General features: G+C 75.8%; 20 protein-coding genes. 14 read left to right on the top strand and 6 right to left on the bottom strand.

The window, feature by feature from the left end:
* Positions 1–100: 100 nt before the first annotated feature.
* The 3 genes from mshA (at position 101) to KUM42_RS07820 (ending at position 3,792) form a co-directional block, all read left to right on the top strand.
* Positions 101–1,495 carry a D-inositol-3-phosphate glycosyltransferase gene (mshA, locus tag KUM42_RS07830; protein ID WP_237496201.1) on the top strand — a complete coding sequence of 465 codons (1,395 nt, stop codon included), beginning with the start codon at positions 101–103 and terminating at the stop codon, positions 1,493–1,495.
* Positions 1,496–1,725: 230 nt separating this feature from the next.
* On the top strand, positions 1,726–2,985 hold the full coding sequence (locus tag KUM42_RS07825; protein WP_237496200.1) for an aminotransferase class I/II-fold pyridoxal phosphate-dependent enzyme: 1,260 nt from the start codon (positions 1,726–1,728) through the stop codon (positions 2,983–2,985).
* 51 nt (positions 2,986–3,036) lie between these two features.
* On the top strand, positions 3,037–3,792 hold the full coding sequence (locus tag KUM42_RS07820; RefSeq protein WP_237496199.1) for a phosphoglyceromutase: 756 nt from the start codon (positions 3,037–3,039) through the stop codon (positions 3,790–3,792).
* Positions 3,793–3,883: 91 nt separating this feature from the next.
* Here KUM42_RS07820 and phoU read toward each other — a convergent pair whose 3' ends face one another.
* Positions 3,884–4,552 carry a phosphate signaling complex protein PhoU gene (gene phoU, locus KUM42_RS07815; RefSeq protein WP_237496198.1) on the bottom strand — a complete coding sequence of 223 codons (669 nt, stop codon included), beginning with the start codon at positions 4,550–4,552 and terminating at the stop codon, positions 3,884–3,886.
* Positions 4,553–4,795: 243 nt separating this feature from the next.
* Between phoU and KUM42_RS07810 the strand changes: the two genes are divergently transcribed.
* Both KUM42_RS07810 and KUM42_RS07805 read left to right on the top strand, forming a co-directional pair.
* A complete protein-coding gene (locus KUM42_RS07810; RefSeq protein ID WP_237496197.1) occupies positions 4,796–6,106 on the top strand; it encodes a cell wall metabolism sensor histidine kinase WalK in 1,311 nt (436 codons plus the stop codon).
* Entirely contained in the window at positions 6,103–6,783 is a 681-nt protein-coding gene (locus tag KUM42_RS07805) for a response regulator transcription factor (RefSeq protein WP_237496196.1), read from the top strand. The genes KUM42_RS07810 and KUM42_RS07805 overlap by 4 nt, the downstream gene beginning before the upstream one ends.
* 265 nt (positions 6,784–7,048) lie before the next feature.
* Here the strand turns inward: KUM42_RS07805 and KUM42_RS07800 are convergent, their stop codons facing one another.
* On the bottom strand, positions 7,049–7,276 hold the full coding sequence (locus tag KUM42_RS07800; protein ID WP_237496195.1) for a DUF3072 domain-containing protein: 228 nt from the start codon (positions 7,274–7,276) through the stop codon (positions 7,049–7,051).
* A gap of 29 nt (positions 7,277–7,305) precedes the next feature.
* A complete protein-coding gene (locus tag KUM42_RS07795) occupies positions 7,306–7,503 on the bottom strand; it encodes a hypothetical protein (protein WP_237496194.1) in 198 nt (65 codons plus the stop codon).
* Between the two features lie 103 nt (positions 7,504–7,606).
* Between KUM42_RS07795 and KUM42_RS07790 the strand changes: the two genes are divergently transcribed.
* Entirely contained in the window at positions 7,607–8,680 is a 1,074-nt protein-coding gene (locus tag KUM42_RS07790) for a helix-turn-helix domain-containing protein (RefSeq protein ID WP_237496193.1), read from the top strand.
* Here the strand turns inward: KUM42_RS07790 and KUM42_RS07785 are convergent.
* A complete protein-coding gene (locus KUM42_RS07785; protein WP_237496192.1) occupies positions 8,576–9,415 on the bottom strand; it encodes a hypothetical protein in 840 nt (279 codons plus the stop codon). The two genes, KUM42_RS07790 and KUM42_RS07785, sit on opposite strands and share 105 nt — an antisense overlap.
* A gap of 84 nt (positions 9,416–9,499) precedes the next feature.
* Here KUM42_RS07785 and KUM42_RS07780 point away from each other — a divergent pair, with 84 nt between their 5' ends.
* From KUM42_RS07780 to KUM42_RS07745, 8 genes are all read left to right on the top strand, one after another.
* Positions 9,500–10,444, top strand: a complete 945-nt coding sequence (locus tag KUM42_RS07780; RefSeq protein ID WP_304610763.1) for a Ppx/GppA phosphatase family protein — start codon at positions 9,500–9,502, stop codon at positions 10,442–10,444.
* Positions 10,444–11,466 carry a hypothetical protein gene (locus KUM42_RS07775; RefSeq protein ID WP_304610762.1) on the top strand — a complete coding sequence of 341 codons (1,023 nt, stop codon included), beginning with the start codon at positions 10,444–10,446 and terminating at the stop codon, positions 11,464–11,466. The genes KUM42_RS07780 and KUM42_RS07775 overlap by 1 nt, the downstream gene beginning before the upstream one ends.
* Before the next feature lie 95 nt (positions 11,467–11,561).
* Entirely contained in the window at positions 11,562–12,389 is an 828-nt protein-coding gene (gene proC / locus KUM42_RS07770; RefSeq protein WP_237496191.1) for a pyrroline-5-carboxylate reductase, read from the top strand.
* Between the two features lie 540 nt (positions 12,390–12,929).
* Positions 12,930–13,148, top strand: a complete 219-nt coding sequence (locus KUM42_RS20405; RefSeq protein WP_163609812.1) for a helix-turn-helix domain-containing protein — start codon at positions 12,930–12,932, stop codon at positions 13,146–13,148.
* A 243-nt stretch (positions 13,149–13,391) separates the two neighbouring features.
* Positions 13,392–13,490, top strand: a complete 99-nt coding sequence (locus KUM42_RS07760) for a 30S ribosomal protein bS22 (protein WP_018654693.1) — start codon at positions 13,392–13,394, stop codon at positions 13,488–13,490.
* A gap of 10 nt (positions 13,491–13,500) precedes the next feature.
* Positions 13,501–14,628 (top strand): NAD-dependent epimerase/dehydratase family protein, encoded by a 1,128-nt coding sequence (locus KUM42_RS07755; protein WP_237496190.1) that lies wholly within the window; start codon positions 13,501–13,503, stop codon positions 14,626–14,628.
* The gene (locus KUM42_RS07750; protein WP_237496189.1) at positions 14,621–15,526 is read left to right on the top strand and encodes a lysophospholipid acyltransferase family protein; all 906 of its coding nucleotides are present in this window, start codon (positions 14,621–14,623) and stop codon (positions 15,524–15,526) included. Before KUM42_RS07755 ends, KUM42_RS07750 begins: the two co-directional genes overlap by 8 nt.
* Positions 15,527–15,570: 44 nt before the next feature.
* Complete coding sequence (locus KUM42_RS07745) at positions 15,571–15,792, top strand: hypothetical protein (RefSeq protein ID WP_237496188.1); 222 nt, start codon at positions 15,571–15,573, stop codon at positions 15,790–15,792.
* Positions 15,793–15,901: 109 nt separating this feature from the next.
* Here the strand turns inward: KUM42_RS07745 and KUM42_RS07740 are convergent, their stop codons facing one another.
* On the bottom strand, positions 15,902–16,813 hold the full coding sequence (locus tag KUM42_RS07740; protein WP_237496187.1) for an HAD family phosphatase: 912 nt from the start codon (positions 16,811–16,813) through the stop codon (positions 15,902–15,904).
* A 58-nt stretch (positions 16,814–16,871) separates the two neighbouring features.
* A complete protein-coding gene (locus tag KUM42_RS07735) occupies positions 16,872–18,173 on the bottom strand; it encodes a hypothetical protein (RefSeq protein WP_237496186.1) in 1,302 nt (433 codons plus the stop codon).
* Positions 18,174–18,188: the final 15 nt, after the last annotated feature.

Genomic DNA, 18,188 nt, shown 5'->3' with positions numbered 1-18,188 from the left:
GTGCCCGACCGGGTGCCACACCAGCCACATGCGTCCCAGCAGGCAACGTCCCGGCAGGCAGCGTCCCGGCTGGCCGGAGCCCGAGCGGGGGAGGAGTTCCGTGCCCGCTCGCCGTTCCCCCCGCCAGCCCACGCCGTGGCGGGCCGGGCCGGTGCCCGGGTCGGCCGGCCCGCTGCTGCCCCGCCGGGTGGCGACGCTGTCGGTGCACACGAGCCCGCTGGAGCAGCCCGGTGCCGGTGACGCCGGCGGCATGAACGTCTACGTCGTCGAGGTCTCCCGTCGCCTCGCCGAGCGCGGCATCGCCGTCGACGTCTTCACCCGGGCCACCTCCAGCGAGCAGCCGCCCGTGGTCGAGATGGTCCCCGGGGTGTCGGTGCGGCACGTCAGCGCCGGCCCGTTCGAGGGGCTGGGCAAGGCCGACCTGCCTGCGCAGATGTGCGCCTTCACTGCCGCCGTCCTGCGCGAGGAGGCCCGGCACGAGCCGGGCCACTTCGACGTCGTCCACTCCCACTACTGGCTGTCGGGCCAGGTCGGCTGGCTGGCCCGTGACCGGTGGGGCGTGCCGCTGGTGCACTCGGCGCACACCCTGGCCAAGGTGAAGAACGCCGCGCTGGCCGAGGGCGACGAGCCCGAGCCGCGCGCCCGGGTGATCGGTGAAGAGCAGGTCGTCGCCGAGGCCGACCGGCTGGTGGCCAACACCGCCGAGGAGGCCCGGCAGCTCGTCGACTTCTACGGCGCCGACCCCCGGCGCACCCTGGTCGTCCCGCCCGGGGTCGACCTGCAGCGCTTCACCCCCGGCGACCGGCGCGGGGCCCGGGAGCGCATCGGGGTGCCCGCGGACGCCGTCGTCCTGCTGTTCGTGGGCCGGATCCAGCCGCTGAAGGCCCCCGACCTGCTGCTGGAGACCGCCGCGCGGATGCTCGCCTCCGACCCGGCGCTGCGCAGTCGCCTGCAGGTGCTCGTCGTCGGTGCCCCCAGCGGCTCCGGGCTGGCCGAGCCGCAGCGGCTGCAGGAGCTGGCCGTCTCCCTGGGCATCACCGACGTGGTGCGCTTCCTGCCCCCGCAGCGGGCCGAGCAGCTGGCCGACCACTACCGGGCCGCCGACGTGGCCGTCGTCCCCAGCCACAACGAGTCCTTCGGCCTGGTCGCCCTGGAGGCGCAGGCCTGCGGCACGCCGGTCGTGGCCGCGGCGGTCGGCGGCCTGCCCACCGCCGTCGCCGACGGCGTCTCCGGCCTGCTGGTCGACAGCCGCGACCCCGAGGACTACGCCGCCGCCGTCCGCGGGGTGCTGGCCCGGCACGAGCTGCTGGCCGTCGGCGCCCGCCGGCACGCGAGCGCCTTCAGCTGGGACCGCACCACCGACTCCCTCGTCGACGCCTACGCCGCGGCGATGGCCGAGATGCGCACCGCTGCCGACCCCGGCCGGGCCACGCGGCAGCTCACCCGCGGCTCCGGCGACCGCTACCGCGCGCCGATGAGGCTGCGCGCCCGCTGACCGGTCGAGCCCGGCCGGGTGAGCCCGGCCGGGTGGGCACGGTCGGGTGACGTCACCCGGTCGGCTGCGTCGCGCGCCGTCACGGGGCGTGCGCGGGGGACGGGCGTGTCGCCGGGTCGGGTGACCCCCGACCGGACCGGGCGACCGTCGTTGACCACGGAGCGTGCGGGCCGCCAGGGTCGGTGGAGCACCGCTGCGGCCCCTCGCGGCGACGAGGAGGAACCCAGCTCGTGCACGCCCACCCGGTCCCCGCCCGGCGCGACCCGTTCGCCCCGCTGCTGCGCAGCGAGTTCGCCGCCCTGCTGCGCCGCCACGACCAGGAGGGCCGGCCCACCCATGCCGTGCCCACCGCGGGCGCGCCGCAGCCGCTGACCCTGTTCGACGACGGCCGCACCCGGGTGAACCTGGGCACCAACAACTACCTCGGCCTGGCCGGCGACCCGCAGGTCGTCGAGGCCGCGGTCGGCGCGCTGCGCCAGTACGGCACCAGCAGCGCCGGCAGCCGGATGCTCAACGGGACGACGCGGCTGCACCTGACGCTGGAGGCCGAGCTCGCCGAGCACTACGGCACCGAGGACGCCGTCCTCACCTCGGCCGGGGTGAACGCCAACCTGGCCGTGCTGTCCACCAGCTGCGGCCCCGGCGACGTGCTGCTGGTCGACGCGCACGCCCACGCCAGCCTGCACGCCGCGGCCGCCGCCAGCCGGGGCACCGTGGCGCGCTTCACCCACAACTCGGCGGCGTCGCTGGAGCGGCGGCTGTCCGCGCTGGACCCGGAGGCCGGCGCGGTGGTGGTCGTCGACGGCGTCTACTCGATGAGCGGGGAGTCCGCCCCGCTGGCCGCCATCGCCGGGCTGTGCCGGCGCTTCGGCGCCCGGCTGGTCGTCGACGAGGCGCACGGCCTGGGCGTGCTGGGTGAGCACGGTCGCGGGGCCGCCGAGGCCGCCGGGGTGCTCGACCGGGTCGACGCGGTGACCGTCGCCTTCAGCAAGTCGCTGGCCAGCGTCGGTGGTGCGGTGATGACCTCGCGTGCCGTGGCCGAGGGCATCCGCTGCTCGGCGATGCCCTACGTGTTCAGCGCCGCCAACGACCCCGCCGCGGTCGCCGCCGCGCTCGCCTCGCTGCGGGTGCTGCGCCGGGAGCCCGAGCGGATGCAGCGGCTGCGGGACAACGGCGACCTGCTGCGCCGGGTGCTCACCGAGTGCGGTGCCGCACCGCTGCCCGGTCGGGGTGCGGTGATCGCCGTCCCGACGGGGGAGGACGAGGTCACCCGGGCCGCCTGGGCCGCCGCCCACGACGCCGGGGTCTACACGAACGCGGTCGTGCACCCGGCGGTGCCGCGGGGCAAGGGGGTGCTGCGGCTGGCGGTGATGGCCACCCACACCGAGGAGCAGCTGCACCGCGCCGGCGAGCTGGTCGCCGCCGCGGTCCTGGCCACCCGGGCGCCGGCGCACGCCGGACGGGACCGCGACGTGGTGGCGATGGCCTGACCGCGGGGGCCGTCCCGGCAGGGTCCCGGCCGGGTCGGGCAGGATGGCGGCGTGACCTCCTCTGGGACCCTCATCCTGCTCCGCCACGGCGAGAGCGAGTGGAACAAGGCCAACCTGTTCACCGGCTGGGTGGACGTCGAGCTGTCGGAGAAGGGGCGCGCCGAGGCCGCCCGCGGCGGCCGGCTCCTCGCCGAGCAGGGCCTGCTGCCCGACGTGCTGCACACCTCGCTGCTCAGGCGCGCCATCACCACCGCCGAGCTGGCGCTGGCCGCGGCCGACCGGCAGTGGGTCCCGGTGCGCCGCTCCTGGCGGCTCAACGAGCGGCACTACGGCGCCCTGCAGGGCAAGGACAAGGCCGCCACCCTCGCCGAGTACGGCGAGGAGCAGTTCATGACCTGGCGCCGCAGCTACGACACCCCGCCGCCGCCCATCGAGGCCGGCAGCGAGTTCAGCCAGGACGCCGACCCGCGCTACGCCGCCCTGCCCCCGGAGGTGCGGCCGGCCACCGAGTGCCTGGCCGACGTCGTCGTCCGGATGCTGCCGTACTGGTACGACGCGATCGTGCCGGACCTGCGCGCGGGGAAGACCGTCCTGGTCACCGCGCACGGCAACAGCCTGCGGGCGCTGGTCAAGCACCTCGACGGCATGGGCGACGCGGAGGTCGTCGGGCTGAACATCCCGACCGGCGTCCCGCTGCGCTACGACCTGGACGACGACCTGCGCCCCACCACGCCCGGCGGGCAGTACCTCGACCCGGACGCCGCGGCCGCCGCCATCGAGGCCGTCAAGAACCAGGGCAAGAAGTAGGGACGAGAAGTGAGCGAGGGCCCCAGCCGCAGCAGCGGGTGGGGCCCTCGTCGTCATCGGCCCCGGTGCCGGCAGGCAGCGGGGCCCGTCGTCAGTGGGTCTCGGCGGGGGTGCTCAGCGGGCGCTCGCCGGTGACCAGGTAGACCACCCGGCGGGCGACGCTCACCGCGTGGTCGGCGAACCGCTCGTAGTAGCGGCCCAGCAGCGTCACGTCGATCGCGGCCTCGATGCCGTGCGGCCACTCCTCGCTCAGCAGCTCGCGGAACATCGACTTGTGCAACTGGTCCATCACGTCGTCCTCGGCCTCGAGCTCGATGGCCGCCTCGACGTCCCGCTTGGCGATGACCGTGCCGGCCTTGGCGACCAGGCTCTCCGCGACGTGCCCGGCCTCCAGGAAGATCGGCCGCACCTCCTGCGGCACCGCGTGCTCCGGGAAGCGCATCCGGGCCACCTTCGCGATGTGCTCGGCGAGGTCGCCCATCCGCTCCAGGTCGGCCACGATCCGCATCGCGGTGGTGATGGCGCGCAGGTCGGTGGCCACCGGCTGCTGGCGGGCCAGCAGGGTGAAGCAGCGCTCCTCGATGCTCTCCCGGACGGCGTCGATCCGCTCGTCGCCGGCGATCACCAGGTCGGCCAGCGCCACGTCGGCGTCCAGCAGTGCCGTGGTGGCCGTGCTCATCGCCGAGCCGACCGAGTTGGCCATCTCCACCAGGCAGGCGTTGATGTCGTCCAGTTCCTCGCGGTAGCTCTCCCGCAGCATGACCTCTCCAAGTCCGTCGCAGCGCCCAGGGCCGTGCCCGGGACCCCTGGGACCCCGGCGGCACGTCGGCTCCACTGCTCGACGCACGCGACACGCGTGGTACGAGCGTAGATACCCCTGCGCGGAGCACAGGGGACTGCCAGGTGAACGCGCAGGTTCGGGCCGGTGAACAGTGCAGCCCCGACCGGGTGATGATCACCTGCGCGGCCGTCGGGGGTGCCCCGCGTGTCTAGCATCGGCCCCGTGGACCCGTTGGTCGCCCTGCTGGTGGGCGTCGTGTTCGGCCTGCTGCTCGCCTCGGCGGTGGCAGTGGTCGTGGCGTCCCCGCGCGCCCGGCAGCGGCGGGAGGCGCGCCGCAGTGGTCAGAGCACCCCCCGGGAGGCCGACCGCACCGAGCTGCGGGCCGACGAGGAGGGCGCGCTCAGCCGCCGGCTCGTCGACCTGATGGACCCTGCCGTCATGGTGCTGGGCGCCGACGACGCGGTGCTGGTGGCCAACCCCTCCGCCCGCGCGCTCGGCATCCTGCGCGGCGACCGGGTGCTGGTGCCCGGGCTGGTCGACGTGGCCCGCGACGTGCAGGTCAGCGGCAGCCGCCGGGCCGACGTCGCCCTGCCCGGTGACCTCGTGGGCACCGGACCGCGGATGGTCGGCGTGCACGGCATCCGGCTGGGCACCGGACCGGTCGTGCAGCCCGGCCCGGTGGCCCTCGTGCTGCAGGACGTCACCGAGGCCCGCCGCGTCGAGGCGGTCCGCCGCGACTTCGTCGCCAACGTCGGGCACGAGCTGAAGACGCCGGTCGGCGCGCTCGCCCTGCTGGCCGAGGCGGTCCAGGGCGCGGCCGACGACCCCGAGACGGTGCAGCGCTTCGCCGCCCGCATGCAGCACGAGGCCGACCGGCTCGCCCGGCTCGTGCGCGAGCTCATCGACCTCTCCCGGCTGCAGGGCGCCGAGCCGCTGCCCGAGCTGGTGCCCGTCGCGGTCGGCACGGTCGTGGCCGAGGCCGTCGACCGGACCCGCGCGGCCGCCGCGGCCAAGGACATCCAGCTCGCCGTCGCCGCCCAGCCCGGCCTCGTCGTCCGCGGTGCGGAGGCCCAGCTGGCCACCGCGCTGACCAACCTGCTGGCCAACGCCGTCGCCTACAGCCCGCCCGGCACCACCATCGCCGTCGGCGCCCGCGCCCGGTCCGGCTTCGCCGAGATCGCCGTCACCGACTCCGGCATCGGCATCCCGCGCTCGGACCGCTCTCGCGTGTTCGAGCGCTTCTACCGGGTCGACCAGTCCCGGGCCAGCGCCACCGGCGGCACCGGGCTCGGGCTGGCGATCGTCAAGCACGTGGCCAGCAACCACGGCGGCTCGGTGACGGTGTGGAGCGAGGAGGGCCTCGGGTCGACCTTCACCCTGCGGATCCCGCTCGCCGCCGGCATCGAGGAGCCGCACGACGACGCCGCGCCCGAGCGGCCCCCGGTGCCCCCGCTCCACCCCACCCGGGGGATCGACGCCCCGGACAACACAGACCACGGCCCCGCTGGGGCCGGGACGAGAGGACGGCAATGACCCGAGTGCTCGTGGTGGAGGACGAGGAGTCCTTCTCCGATGCGCTGTCCTACATGCTGCGACGGGAGGGCTACGACACCGTCGTGGCCGCGACCGGCACGGACGCGCTCGTCGAGTTCGATCGGGCCGGAGCCGACATCGTGCTGCTGGACCTCATGCTGCCGGGTCTGTCCGGCACCGAGGTCTGCCGCTCGCTGCGGGCCAAGAGCTCGGTGCCGATCATCATGCTCACGGCCAAGGACACCGAGATCGACAAGGTCGTCGGGCTGGAGCTCGGCGCCGACGACTACGTCACCAAGCCCTACTCCGCCCGTGAGCTGGTCGCCCGCATGCGGGCCGTGCTGCGGCGCGGTGCCGAGGCCGAGGTCTCGACCGAGGCCACCCTGGCCGCCGGCCCGGTCCGCCTGGACGTCGACCGGCACGTGGTCGCCGTCGACGGGGCGCCGGTCTCGCTGCCGCTGAAGGAGTTCGACCTGCTCGAGCTGCTGCTGCGCAACGCCGGCCGGGTGCTCACCCGCGGCCAGCTCATCGACCGGGTCTGGGGCGCGGACTACGTCGGGGACACCAAGACCCTCGACGTCCACGTCAAGCGGCTGCGCGCCAAGCTGGAGCCCGACCCGGCCAACCCGCGCTACCTGGTCACGGTGCGCGGGCTGGGGTACAAGTTCGAGGCTTAGCTGATGGCGATCCTCCGGATCGCACCGCGGCCAGGAGCGGGGTCACCTCGCCCTGAGCCGCTTCCCGTGACGTCGGAGGTGGACCCTGCGGGCCCACCGTCCGGCGTCACCGCCTTCGGCGTCTCGTGCCCCGCGGCCTCCGTGCGGGTCGCTCTGCGCTGAGCTGTTCCCCGTCAGCCCGGCGGTGGACCCTGCGGGCCCACCGTCCGGGCTGACCGGCTGCGCCGTGCCTGCTGGCCGGTGCCTGCGGACACCAGCCGGTGGCTCACTTGCCGCGGCCGGTCTCTTCCTGGAGCTCTTCGATCTTGATCGAGGCGTCGGCCTTGGTGATGTCGTCGGGGACGTCCTCGCCGGCCTGGTTGGCCAGGGTGTGCAGGTAGCTCTTCTGGGCGCCGGTGGCCGGCTCGCCGCCGGTCACCCAGTCGGAGGGGTCCTTCTCGGCAGAGGGGTCGCCGGGCTGGCCGCTGTTCACAGGTGCGTTCGATTCGCTCATGTGTTCGAAGTACCCCTGCCGCAGAGGGCTCACACACGCACGTCCTGAGCCGTCGGCGCCGCTGCCCGGGCCGCGGCGACCCGTGCCCGCGCCTCCTCCCAGCGGCGGCCGGTCCGGTACACGTGCACCAGGCCGCACGGGCAGGCGACGGCCAGGCCGACGTGCGTCGGGTGACTGGTGGCCGACAGCACGTGCCGGTCGGCCACCAGTTCATCGGTCCGGGTCACGGGACAGGTGATCAAGAACATGGCTGCGAGCCTGCGCGGCCCCGTCGATGGAGACGAGTGGCAGACCTGACCACGACCGCGCCCTTTCTGCCATCGTGTCGCCATGGCAGCGGACAGCGACCCGGTGGTGGTCAGCGTGGTGGTGGCCGACGGGCTGATGGGCAGCCTCGGCCTGGGCGTGGTGGCGGAGTTCTTCGCCTACGACCGCCGGGCGATGGGCCTGCCGCTGTTCGACTTCGCGCTGGTCACCGCCGAGCCGGGGGTGGTCCGCACCGACACCGGCCTGGGCATCACCGTCGAGCACGGGCTGGACCGCCTGGCCGTCTCCGACATCGTGGTCATCACCTCCTGGGCCTCCGACGGCACCGCCCCGCCCGCGGAGCTGGTCGCGGGGGTGCGGGCCGCGTACGCCCGCGGTGCCCAGCTGGTCAGCCACTGCACCGGCGCGTTCGTGCTGGCCGAGGCCGGTCTCCTCGACGGCCGCCGCGCGGCCACGCACTGGCGGTACGCCGGCGAGCTCGCCGCCCGCTACCCGGCCGTCGTGGTCGACCCGGCGGTGCTCTACGTCGACAACGGCCGGGTGATCACCGGCGCCGGCACCGCCGCCGGGCTGGACACGCTGCTGCACCTGGTGCGCCGGGAGTGGGGCACGGTCGCGGCCAACGCACTGGCCCGGGAGATGGTCGTGCCCCCGCACCGCGACGGCGGGCAGGCGCAGTTCATCGACGCCCCCGTCGCCCGGTGCGAGGACGACCTGCTCGGCGTCGTCCTGGACTGGGCGCGGGCGCACCTGGCCGAGGACATCAGCGTGCCCCTGCTGGCCCGCCGGGCCCTGATGAGCCCGCGCAGCTTCGCCCGTCGGTTCAAGGCCACCACCGGGACGACGCCGCACGCCTGGCTGCTGTCCCAGCGGCTGGCCGCGGCCGAGGCGCTGCTGGAGGACAGCGACGCCCCCGTCGAGGAGGTCGCCCGGCTCGTCGGCTTCGGCACCGCGGCCGGGCTGCGCGAGCAGTTCACCCGCCGCCGCGGGGTCTCCCCGCGCGCCTACCGGCAGACCTTCCGCACCGGCGGCTCAGTCGGGACGGCGGCGGTGCAGCTCGACCGGCACCGGCCGGGGGCTGGCCGGGTGCGGGGCGACGAGGCCGGCGTCCATGCGGGCCTCGGTCAGCCGGCGTAGCTCGGCGTAGGCCGCCGGGCCGAGCAGTGCGGTGAGCTCGGGGCCGTAGGTCTCCACCAGCGGCTCGGCCGACACGTGCGCGGTGGGGGAGCCGGTGCACCACCAGTGCAGGTCGTGCCCGCCCGGGCCCCAGCCGCGCCGGTCGAACTCGCCGATGCTGGACACCAGCACCCGGGTGTCGTCGGGGCGGTCGACCCACTCCTGCTCCCGGCGCACCGGCAGCTGCCAGCACACGTCCGGCTTCGTCTCCAGCGGGTGCCGGCCCTGGCGCAGCGCCATCGCGTGCAGTGCGCAGCCGGCACCCGCGGGGTGCCCGGGCCGGTTGAGGAAGACGCAGGCGCCGTCGACGACCCGGGTGCGCAGCGCCTGCTCGACCGACCCGTCCTCGGCCGGCTCGTCGAGGGTGTCGGCCTCGGTCCAGTCGTCGCGGCCCACCGCGGTGCCCGGGTGCCGCTGCCAGTCGGCCGGGGTCAGCTCGGCCACCGACGCCTCGACCCGGTCCAGGTCGTCGGTGTCGGTGAAGAAGGCCCCGTGGTTGCAGCAGCCGTCCTCGGCGCGGCCGGCCACCACACCGGCGCAGCCGCGGCCGAACACGCACGTCCAGGCGCTGGTCAGCCAGGTCAGGTCGGCGCGCACCCGGTGCTCGGGGTCGGCCGGGTCGGTGAACTCGATCCACTCGCGGGGGAAGTCCAGCCCGACCTCGGGCGGCGGGTCGACGACGGTGCTCGGGTCCACCGGGGCAGCGTAGTGAGCAGACCCCTCCGCATGCCCCGCTCCGCTCGGCGCGAGGCCCTGGAGGGGGCCAGGCACACTCTCGGCATGCGACTCGGGGTGCTGGACGTCGGCTCGAACACCGTGCACCTGCTGGTGGTGGACGCCCATCGCGGCGCCCACCCCACGCCGATGCACGACGACCGGTCGGTGCTGCGGCTGGCCGAGCACGTCGGCGAGGACGGCAAGCTGTCCAAGGCGGGGGAGAAGACCCTGCTCAACGCGGTGCTGCGGGCCAAGCAGCAGGCGGCCGAGCAGCGCTGCGACGAGCTGCTCGCCTTCGTCACCTCCGCGATCCGCGAGGCCGACAACGGGGCCGCGGTGCTCCGCCGGGTGCGCGAGCAGACCGGGGTCGACCTGCAGGTGCTCACCGGCGAGGACGAGGCCCGGCTGACCTTCCTGGCCGTGCGCCGGTGGTTCGGCTGGAGCGCGGGCCGGCTGCTGGTCCTCGACATCGGCGGCGGGTCGCTGGAGCTGGCCTCCGGCATCGACGAGGACCCCGACGTCGCCCTGTCCGTGCCGCTGGGCGCGGGCCGGATGACCCGCCGCTTCTTGCCCGACGCCGAGACCGGTGGCCGCCCGGACCTGCGGGCGCTGGGCCAGCTGGAGCGGTACGCCGAGGACGTGCTGGCCCCGGTCGGCAAGGAGCTGAAGGACGCCGGCGAGCCCGACCTGGTGGCCGCCACCTCGAAGACCTTCCGCACGCTGGCCCGGCTCGCCGGCGCCGCGCCGTCCGGTGCCGGGCTGCGCACGCCCCGCGGGATGACCGCCACCGGGTTGTCCCAGGTGCTGGGCTTCGTCTCCCGGATCGAGTCCACCGCGCTGGCCGAGCTGCAGGGCGTGTCGGCCCAGCGCGCGCACCAGGTCCCGGCCGGTGCCGTCGTGGCGCAGGCCGCGATGCGCGCCGTGGACGTAACGTCTGTCCGGATCTGCCCGTGGGCACTGCGTGAGGGAGTCATCCTCCGCCGGATGGACCAGCTGGAGGGAGCCTGATGTCGCAGCCCGACTCCGGGGAGTACAGCGTCCGTTCGCTCGCGGAGATCCTCCGCGAGCACGGCCTGGAGAGCGAACTCGGCACCCGTCCGGGCCGACGGCGCCGTCCCGGCGAGGACCCCGAGTCCACCGGTCGCTCGGCGCGCGTGGAGCCCACGCCGCGCGACGAGCGGTCCGAGCCGCCCGTGCGGCCCCCGGTGGCCCGCGCGGCCGCCCAGGCCCAGGCCCGCGCACAGGCCCAGGTGCCGGTCGCGCGTCCGGCAGCCGCCCCCTCGCCGTCCCGGCCGGTGGGTCAGCCCTGGACGCCGGCTCCCGAGCCCGCGGCCCGGCCGGCCGCCGGGCTGGCCGGCCCGGTCGCCCCCGCCCGCACCCCTACGCCCGCCCGCACCCCGGAACCCGCCCGGACGTCGGCCTCCCTCCCGGCCGCCTGGGACCTCGACGACCGTGACGGCCCCGCCGGCACCGGCCGCGCCGGGAGCCGCGCGGAGACCGCCGCCCCACCCGTGCGCACCGGCCGCCGCAAGGGCGACGGCGAAACCCCGAAGCCCGCGGTCGAGTCGCCGCCGCTGTTCGGCACCGGGCCGTCCACCTCGGCCGTGCGCCCGTCGACCACCGGCGCCACCGCGCTCCCCGACAGCGTGGAGCGGGCCCGGCAGGCCGCCCAGCACCCCGTCACCGGTCCCATCCCGGTCGTCACGGCGGCCCAGCTGGCCGAGGCCGACGCCGAGCCGCTGACCGGCAAGCAGGGCGCGCTCGCGTGGGCCCGGTTCGCCGGCGAGCTCGTGGTCGCCCTCGCCGTCGGCATCGGGCTGTACTTCGCCTTCACCGTGCTCTGGGGCGTCATGCCCTACGTCGCGATGGTGGTCGCCCCGCTGACCATCACCGGGCTGGTCGCCGGCGTGTACGTCTGGCGGCAGCGGCACGGCGAGGGGGCGCCGGGCATCGCGCTGCTGGCCGTCCTGCTCCTGGCCGGCACCGTGCTCACCATCGCCCCGGCCGCCGGGCTGCTCGCCGCCGGCTGAGCCGGCCGGCTGCACGACGGCGATCCGGCCGGACACGGGCGCCGTCCACCCCGCCGCCCGCCGGCCCGCACCGGGGGGCACTACGGTCGCTCACCATGATCGCGGGAGAGGGGCGCACCCCCGGGCTGGCCATCATCGGTGCCGGGAAGATCGGCGAGGCACTGCTGGCCGGGCTGGTACGGCGGGCCGGGAGCGCGGCCGGCGTCGTCCTGGTCGGGCGCAGCCCCGAGCGCACCGCGGCGGTCGCCGCGCGGTACGGGGTGGAGGTCGTCGACCTGGCCGGCGCCGCGGCCCGGTCGCGGGTGCTGCTCATCGCGGTCAAGCCCCAGGACGTCGACGTCCTCGTCGAGCAGCTGGCCCCGCTCGTCGGGCCCGGGCACCTGGTCGTGAGCGTGGCGGCCGGTGTCCCCACCGCCCGCATCGAGGCGGCGCTGCCGGCGGGCACCCCGGTGGTGCGGGTCATGCCCAACACCCCGGCGCTGGTCGAGGCCGGGATGAGCGTGCTGTCGGCCGGTGCGCACGCCACGGACGCCGACCTCGACGAGGCGGAGGCGCTGCTGTCGTCGGTGGGCCAGGTGCGGCGGGTGCCGGAGAGCCAGCAGGACGCCGTCACCGCGCTGTCGGGCAGCGGGCCGGCCTACTTCTTCTTCCTGGTCGAGGCGATGATCGACGCCGGCATCCTGCTCGGGCTCCCGCGCAGCCTGGCCGCCGACCTGATCGTGCAGACCGCCTACGGCTCGGCGGTGATGCTCCGGGAGTCCGGTGAGCACCCGGTGCAGCTGCGCGAGGCCGTCACCAGCCCGGGCGGGACGACGATCGCCGCCGTCCGGGAGCTGGAGCGGCACGGGGTCCGGGCCGCGCTCATCGCCGCCCTCGAGGCCGCGCACGACCGTTCGGTGGAGCTGGGGCGCGCAGCCGACTGAGGGCGCTCCGGGTCGCCGGACGCGGTCCGGCGTGACCTCGCCCGGAGGCGCCGGTGACTGTCTGCGACGAAGAGGCGGCGTCGACCCACTCGCCACACGGTTCACACGGCTCCCGTTGCGTCGTGCACCGTTCGTCCCACCCGGCTCCAGGTGAATCACAGGTGTGTGGTTATCCCCAGAATCCTGTGGACGGCCTCTGTGACGGACGAGTCGACTTGGGGACAACACGCCGTCACGGGAGGGTCACTGGGTGTCTCTGTCCACTTGTGCCCAGTACGGACCGGTCCGCCTGTTCGTTTCACCCATCGCTTCTGTCACTCCGGTCCCCATATGGTTTTTCCAGCACGAACGTGACACGCCCGCCGGTGGGGAAGCCGGTGGCAACGGAGCGTGCTGACTACGGAGATGAACGACGTGACCATGCCCCAGCGCGCCACCATCCAGACCTCCCGTCCCGGCGTCCCGGCGCCGCGTCCGATGGGCCGGCCCATCTCGGCAGCCTCGATGTCCCGCCCCGTGCCCGCCGCCCACCCGGCCGCCATGCCCGTCGGCCGTCAGGCCGCCGTCCCGGCCCCCCGCGCCGCCGTCGCCTTCCTGACCGTCGCCGAGGTCGCCGCCCTGATGCGCGTCTCGAAGATGACCGTCTACCGCCTGGTCCACGGTGGCGAGCTCTCCGCCGTCCGCGTCGGCCGTTCCTTCCGCGTCCCGGAGCGCGCCGTGCACGAGTACCTGCGCGACGCCTACACCGACATCGCCTGAGGAAGGACCCCCTTGCCCCCCACCACTCGCAGGCTCGCGGCGGGGCCCTGCAAGGGGGCCGACGGGCACGGCAGGTGCTCGGGCTGGACCAGGGCCAGGTAGTCTCGGGCGCTGAGCGGTGCCGTCCCTGGTGGGCGGGCCGCGCACGAGCTGAACACCTCGCTCGGTGTCCGGACGACGGATCTGCGGAACGACCCCGGTCCGCATCCCCGGACGCCAGCGATACGACGTCGGGAGCAGGACATGGGTTCGGTCATCAAGAAGCGCCGCAAGCGGATGGCGAAGAAGAAGCACCGCAAGCTCCTCAAGAAGACCCGCATCCAGCGGCGCAACAAGAAGTGAGCTGACGCTCGTGCCGCCTGCGGTCGTCCTCGTCACCGGCGTCAGCCGCTGGCTGGGCGGCGCGCTGGCGGCCGAGCTCGCCTCCGACCCGGCGATCGGCCGGGTCATCGGGGTGGACACGGTCCCCCCGGCCCCCGAGGTGCTCCGCCGCCTCGGACGCACGGAGTTCGTCCGCGCCGACATCCGCAGCCCGCTGATCGCCAAGGTCATCGAGTCGGCGTCGGTGGACACCGTCGTGCACATGAACACCATGGCCTCGCCGGCCGCGCCCGGTGGGCGGGTGTCGATGAAGGAGCTCAACGTCATCGGCACCATGCAGCTGCTGGCCGCCTGCCAGCGCTCGCCGCTCGTCCGCCGGCTGGTGCTGGCCAGCACCACCGCCGTGTACGGGTCCAGCCCCCGTGACCCGGCCGTCTTCACCGAGACGATGCAGGCCCGCCGTGTCCCCTCCGGCGGCTTCGCCCGCGACAGCCTCGACATCGAGGGCTACGTGCGCGGCTTCGCCCGCCGCCGTCCCGACGTCGGCGTCTCGGTGCTCCGCCTCACCGACGTCATCGGCCCGCGGATCGACTCGCCCGTGGCCGCCTTCCTCCGGCTGCCGGTCGTGCCCACCGTGCTCGGCCACGACCCCCGGCTGCAGCTGCTGCACGAGGACGACGCGGTGGCCGTGCTGGCGCGGGCGGCCACCGGTGACCACGTCGGCACCGTGAACGTCGCCGCCCCCGGCACCGTGCTGCTGTCCCAGGCCGTCCGGCGGCTCGGGCGCCTGGCGCTGCCGGTGCCCGGGCCCGCGCTCGGCTCCGCCGGTCAGCTCACCCGCCGGGCGGGGCTGGCCGAGTGGTCCCCCGAGCAGCTGCGCCACCTGGCCGCCGGCCGGGTCGTCGACACCCGGGTGCTGCGCGAGGAGTTCGGGTTCACGCCGCGGTTCACCACCGCCCAGGCGCTGGCCGACTACGGGCGCACCCTGTCGCCGGTGCTGTCCCCCGAGCTGGTGGCCACGGCGGCGGCGTCGGCGCGCGACGCGGTCGAGCAGGTCGCGCGGGGCGCGGCCGCGGTGAGCGGTCTGCTCACCGCGCTGCGCGGCGACCGGCGCCCGGCCCCCTCGGTCCCTGGTCTGCGGGCGGTGCGCGATGCCTGAGGCCCGGGTCATCCCGCTGCGCCCCGACGGCGAGCAGCCGCCGACCCCGGCCACGCCACCGAGCTGGGACGAGTCCCTGGCCGGTGTCCTGGACTTCCTGCAGCGGCGGGTCACCGGCGACTACGACACCGACGAGTTCGGCTTCGACCCCGACCTCACCGACCACCTGCTGCTGCCCGCGCTGCGGCCGTGGTTCCAGCGCTGGTTCCGGGTCGAGACCCAGGGCCTGGAGAACGTGCCCGGCAGCGGCGGCGCGCTGGTGGTGGCCAACCACTCCGGCGTCGTCCCGGTCGACGCGCTGATGACCACCGTCGCCCTGCACGACGAGCACCCGGACGCCCGGCGGCTGCGGCTGCTGGGGGCGGACCTGGTGTTCCAGTACCCCTTCATCGGGTCGCTGGCCCGCAAGCTCGGCGTGACGCTGGCCAGCAACGAGGACGCCGAGCGGCTGCTGTCGGCCGGCGAACTGGTCGGCGTCTTCCCCGAGGGCTTCAAGGGCGTCGGGAAGCCGTTCAGCGAGCGGTACACCCTGCAGCGCTTCGGCCGTGGCGGGTTCGTCAGCGCGGCGCTGCGCACCGGGGTGCCGATCGTGCCCTGCGCGATCGTGGGCGCCGAGGAGATCTACCCGATGCTCGGCAACGCCCGCACCGCCGCGCGCCTGCTCGGCCTGCCGTACTTCCCGATCACCCCGACCTTCCCGCTGCTCGGCCCGCTGGGTGCGGTGCCGCTGCCGTCGAAGTGGCTCATCGCCTTCGGCGAGCCGATCGAGACCGCGTCCTACGGCCCCGCGGCCGCCGACGACCCGATGGTCGTGTTCAACCTGACCGACCAGGTCCGCGAGACCATCCAGCACTCGCTCTACCGCCTGCTGCTGCAGCGCCGCTCGGTCTTCAGCTGACCGCCGGCCCGCCGAGCCCGGCAGACGGGCCGGAGGGCGGGCACGTGGTCGGCCACGTGCGGCCCTTCGGGCTGCACCGGACGTGGGCGGTGTGCCGCTGCGGTCACCGGTCACGGCTGGTCGAGGGGCAGGACACCGCTGCCCACGAGGCGGCGATCGAGCTGCTGGTGAGCGAGCACGGTGCCCGGCGCGACCCGGACGGTGTCGCCCGCGCCGACTACGAGGGCGGCAGCGGGCCGCTCCGGCCGAGGCCACCCGCGCCCTGACGCACCGCACGCCTGCTGCCCAGGGTGTGCGCCGGGCCCCGGTCCCGGGCCGGTCGTCCCGGCCCCGGTGCACACCGTCGCCGGGTCCGAGCCGGTGCGCGCCGGCAGCTCAGAAGGGCCAGCGCTGGTTGCGGCGCAGGGCGACCAGCCCGCCCACCACGCCGCCGGACACCGCGGCCACCCCGACCGTCGAGCCGGTGATCTTGGCGGCCTTGCGGCCGGTGCGGAAGTCCTTCACCGTCCAGCCGCGGGACCGGGCGACCGCGCGCAGCTCCGCGTCGGGGTTCACCGCCACCGCGCTGCCCACCAGGGTGAGCATCGGCAGGTCGTTGGTGGAGTCGCTGTAGGCGGTGCAGCGGGAGAGGTCCAGGTCCTCCTGCTCGGCCAGTGCCCGCACCGCCTGCGCCTTGGACTCCCCGTGCATCATCTCGCCGACCAGGCGCCCGGTGTACCGGCCGTCGACGATCTCCGAGACGGTGCCCAGCGCGCCGGTCAGCCCCAGCCGGTGGGCGATGATCGAGGCCAGCTCGACCGGGGTGGCGGTGACCAGCCACACCCGCTGCCCGGCGTCCAGGTGCTGCTGGGCCAGTGCCCGGGTGCCCGACCAGATGCGGTCGGCCATCAGCTCGTCGTAGATCTCCTCGCCGGCGTCAACGATCTCCTGCACCGGCCGGCCGGCCACGAACGCCAGCGCGTTGTCCCGCACCGTGTGCATGTCGGTGGCGCTCTCGCTGCCGGCGATCCGGAACTTCGCCTGCTGCCAGACGAAGGACGCCACGTCGCGGGAGGTGAAGTACTTGCGGGCGGCCAGACCGCGGGCGAACCAGAAGAGCGAGGCGCCCATCATCATCGTGTTGTCGACGTCGAAGAACGCCGCCGCGGTGCGGTCGGGCTCGGGCGCGGTGAACTCGGTCTCCGCCGCGGCCGCCGAGGCGGCGCCGGCGACGAGGGCGCGCGCCTCCTCGTCCTCCAGCTCCACGGCGCTGCGCGGAGCACGCCGCAGGAAGGGCACTCGTGCCACCCCGCACCCCCTCGAAGCGTCGGCTCCCGGTCCCGGCGACCCTAGCGTCGCCGGCTGCTCAGCCGCCGGAGGGCCGACAGCCGACGGAGACCAGCGGCGGGACGCACACCGAGAGCCCGGGCGCCACGGACGGCAGCTGGACCACCGCACCCGGCGACGACGTCGCGGCCGACGAGGTCGGCGCCGTGCGGCCGGGCACCGGCGGCAGCGACACGCTCGGCACGGGCAGGGACGGCAGCGGGATGCTCGGCAGGGTCGGGGAGGGCAGCACCGGCCGCGAGGCGCTCGTGGTCGGCCGCGGGACGGCGGTGCTGACGGTGGGCAGCGTCGGCCGCGGGGCCGGCGTCGTCCGGGCGCCAGGAGCCACCGGTGGCGGGCTGCCGCTCGAGGTGCGCGACGCCGCGGACGACGCCGACGCCGAGGTGCGGGTCGCGGTGCTGCTCGCGGCGGTGGTGGCTGACGGGCCGGACACCACGGTGGTCCCCGCCGCCGCCGACTCCGTCGCGGCGGGCGGGCAGGGGGCCGGGCGCGGGCCCAGCGCGTCCACGCCGTCGGTCGCCGGGCCGGCCGGGCAGGCCAGCGCCAGGCGCAGTGCGGCACCGCGGGCGGCCACGTCCCCGGCCAGGCGGTCCGCGTCGGCCACGGCGTCCCGGGCGTCGGCCGGTACCGCGGGGGCGAGCTCGGCGATCCCGGCGCGCTGCCGGTCGGCCCAGCCGATGAGCTCCTCGACGGCGGCCCGGTCGCGCTGGTCGACCGCGCGGGAGGTCAGGTCCGCGGTGCCCTGGGTGGTCTGGGCGTCCATCGTCCCCAGCGTCGACACCAGCAGGCCGGCGTCCGGGCCGGCGGCCAGCACCGGGCCGCCGCCCGCGGGTGCCACCGCGGCGGCGGCGGTGACGTGCACGCCCACCAGGTCCCCGACCTCGCGCAGCCGGGTGCTGGCGAAGTCCAGCAGCGTGTGCCCGCGCTCGCCGTCCGCGGCCAGCGACAGCTGCGTGTGCTCGCTGCCGCGCTTGACGTCGTAGAGCAGGTCGCCGGGCCGCGCGCCCTGCGCAGCGACCAGCACCCCGCCGGAGACGGCGAGGGTCAGCGCCGCGGCGGTCAGCCCGGCGGCGAGCCGGCGGCGGCGGGGGCGCCCGGGCGGGGAGGCGAGCAGCCGGCGCAGGACGCCGTCGGGTGCCGGGGCGCGACGGCCGGGAGGGCCCGCCACGGCCGCCATCGCGACCAGCCGGCCACGGGTGGCCTGCCGGAACCCCGGGTCCGGGACGGCGGCGTGCTCGCCGGCCAGCGTCTCGAGCTGGGTGAGCAGCGCGTCCTCGACGGCGGTGCGGCCCGGGGGCGGGTCGGAGCGTGGGGCCGTCACCGCACCGCCTCCTCT

Source organism: Modestobacter sp. L9-4 (assembly GCF_019112525.1).
In the GTDB taxonomy this organism is placed as follows: Bacteria; Actinomycetota; Actinomycetes; order Mycobacteriales; family Geodermatophilaceae; genus Modestobacter.
Note: the sequence above shows the minus strand (reverse complement) of the source record. Positions and strands in the feature narration are given on the sequence as shown.

Bases quoted from the DNA above. Each gene is read 5' to 3' on its own strand.
- phoU (WP_237496198.1), bottom strand. From the start codon at position 4,552: ATGCTGCGGGAGAGCTACCGCGAGGAACTGGACGACATCAACGCCTGC.
- KUM42_RS07805 (WP_237496196.1), top strand. From the start codon at position 6,103: ATGACCCGAGTGCTCGTGGTGGAGGACGAGGAGTCCTTCTCCGATGCG.
- KUM42_RS07800 (WP_237496195.1), bottom strand. From the start codon at position 7,276: ATGAGCGAATCGAACGCACCTGTGAACAGCGGCCAGCCCGGCGACCCC.
- KUM42_RS07790 (WP_237496193.1), top strand. From the start codon at position 7,607: ATGGCAGCGGACAGCGACCCGGTGGTGGTCAGCGTGGTGGTGGCCGAC.
- KUM42_RS07780 (WP_304610763.1), top strand. From the start codon at position 9,500: ATGCGACTCGGGGTGCTGGACGTCGGCTCGAACACCGTGCACCTGCTG.
- KUM42_RS07775 (WP_304610762.1), top strand. From the start codon at position 10,444: ATGTCGCAGCCCGACTCCGGGGAGTACAGCGTCCGTTCGCTCGCGGAG.
- proC (WP_237496191.1), top strand. From the start codon at position 11,562: ATGATCGCGGGAGAGGGGCGCACCCCCGGGCTGGCCATCATCGGTGCC.
- KUM42_RS20405 (WP_163609812.1), top strand. From the start codon at position 12,930: ATGCCCGTCGGCCGTCAGGCCGCCGTCCCGGCCCCCCGCGCCGCCGTC.
- KUM42_RS07760 (WP_018654693.1), top strand. From the start codon at position 13,392: ATGGGTTCGGTCATCAAGAAGCGCCGCAAGCGGATGGCGAAGAAGAAG.
- KUM42_RS07750 (WP_237496189.1), top strand. From the start codon at position 14,621: ATGCCTGAGGCCCGGGTCATCCCGCTGCGCCCCGACGGCGAGCAGCCG.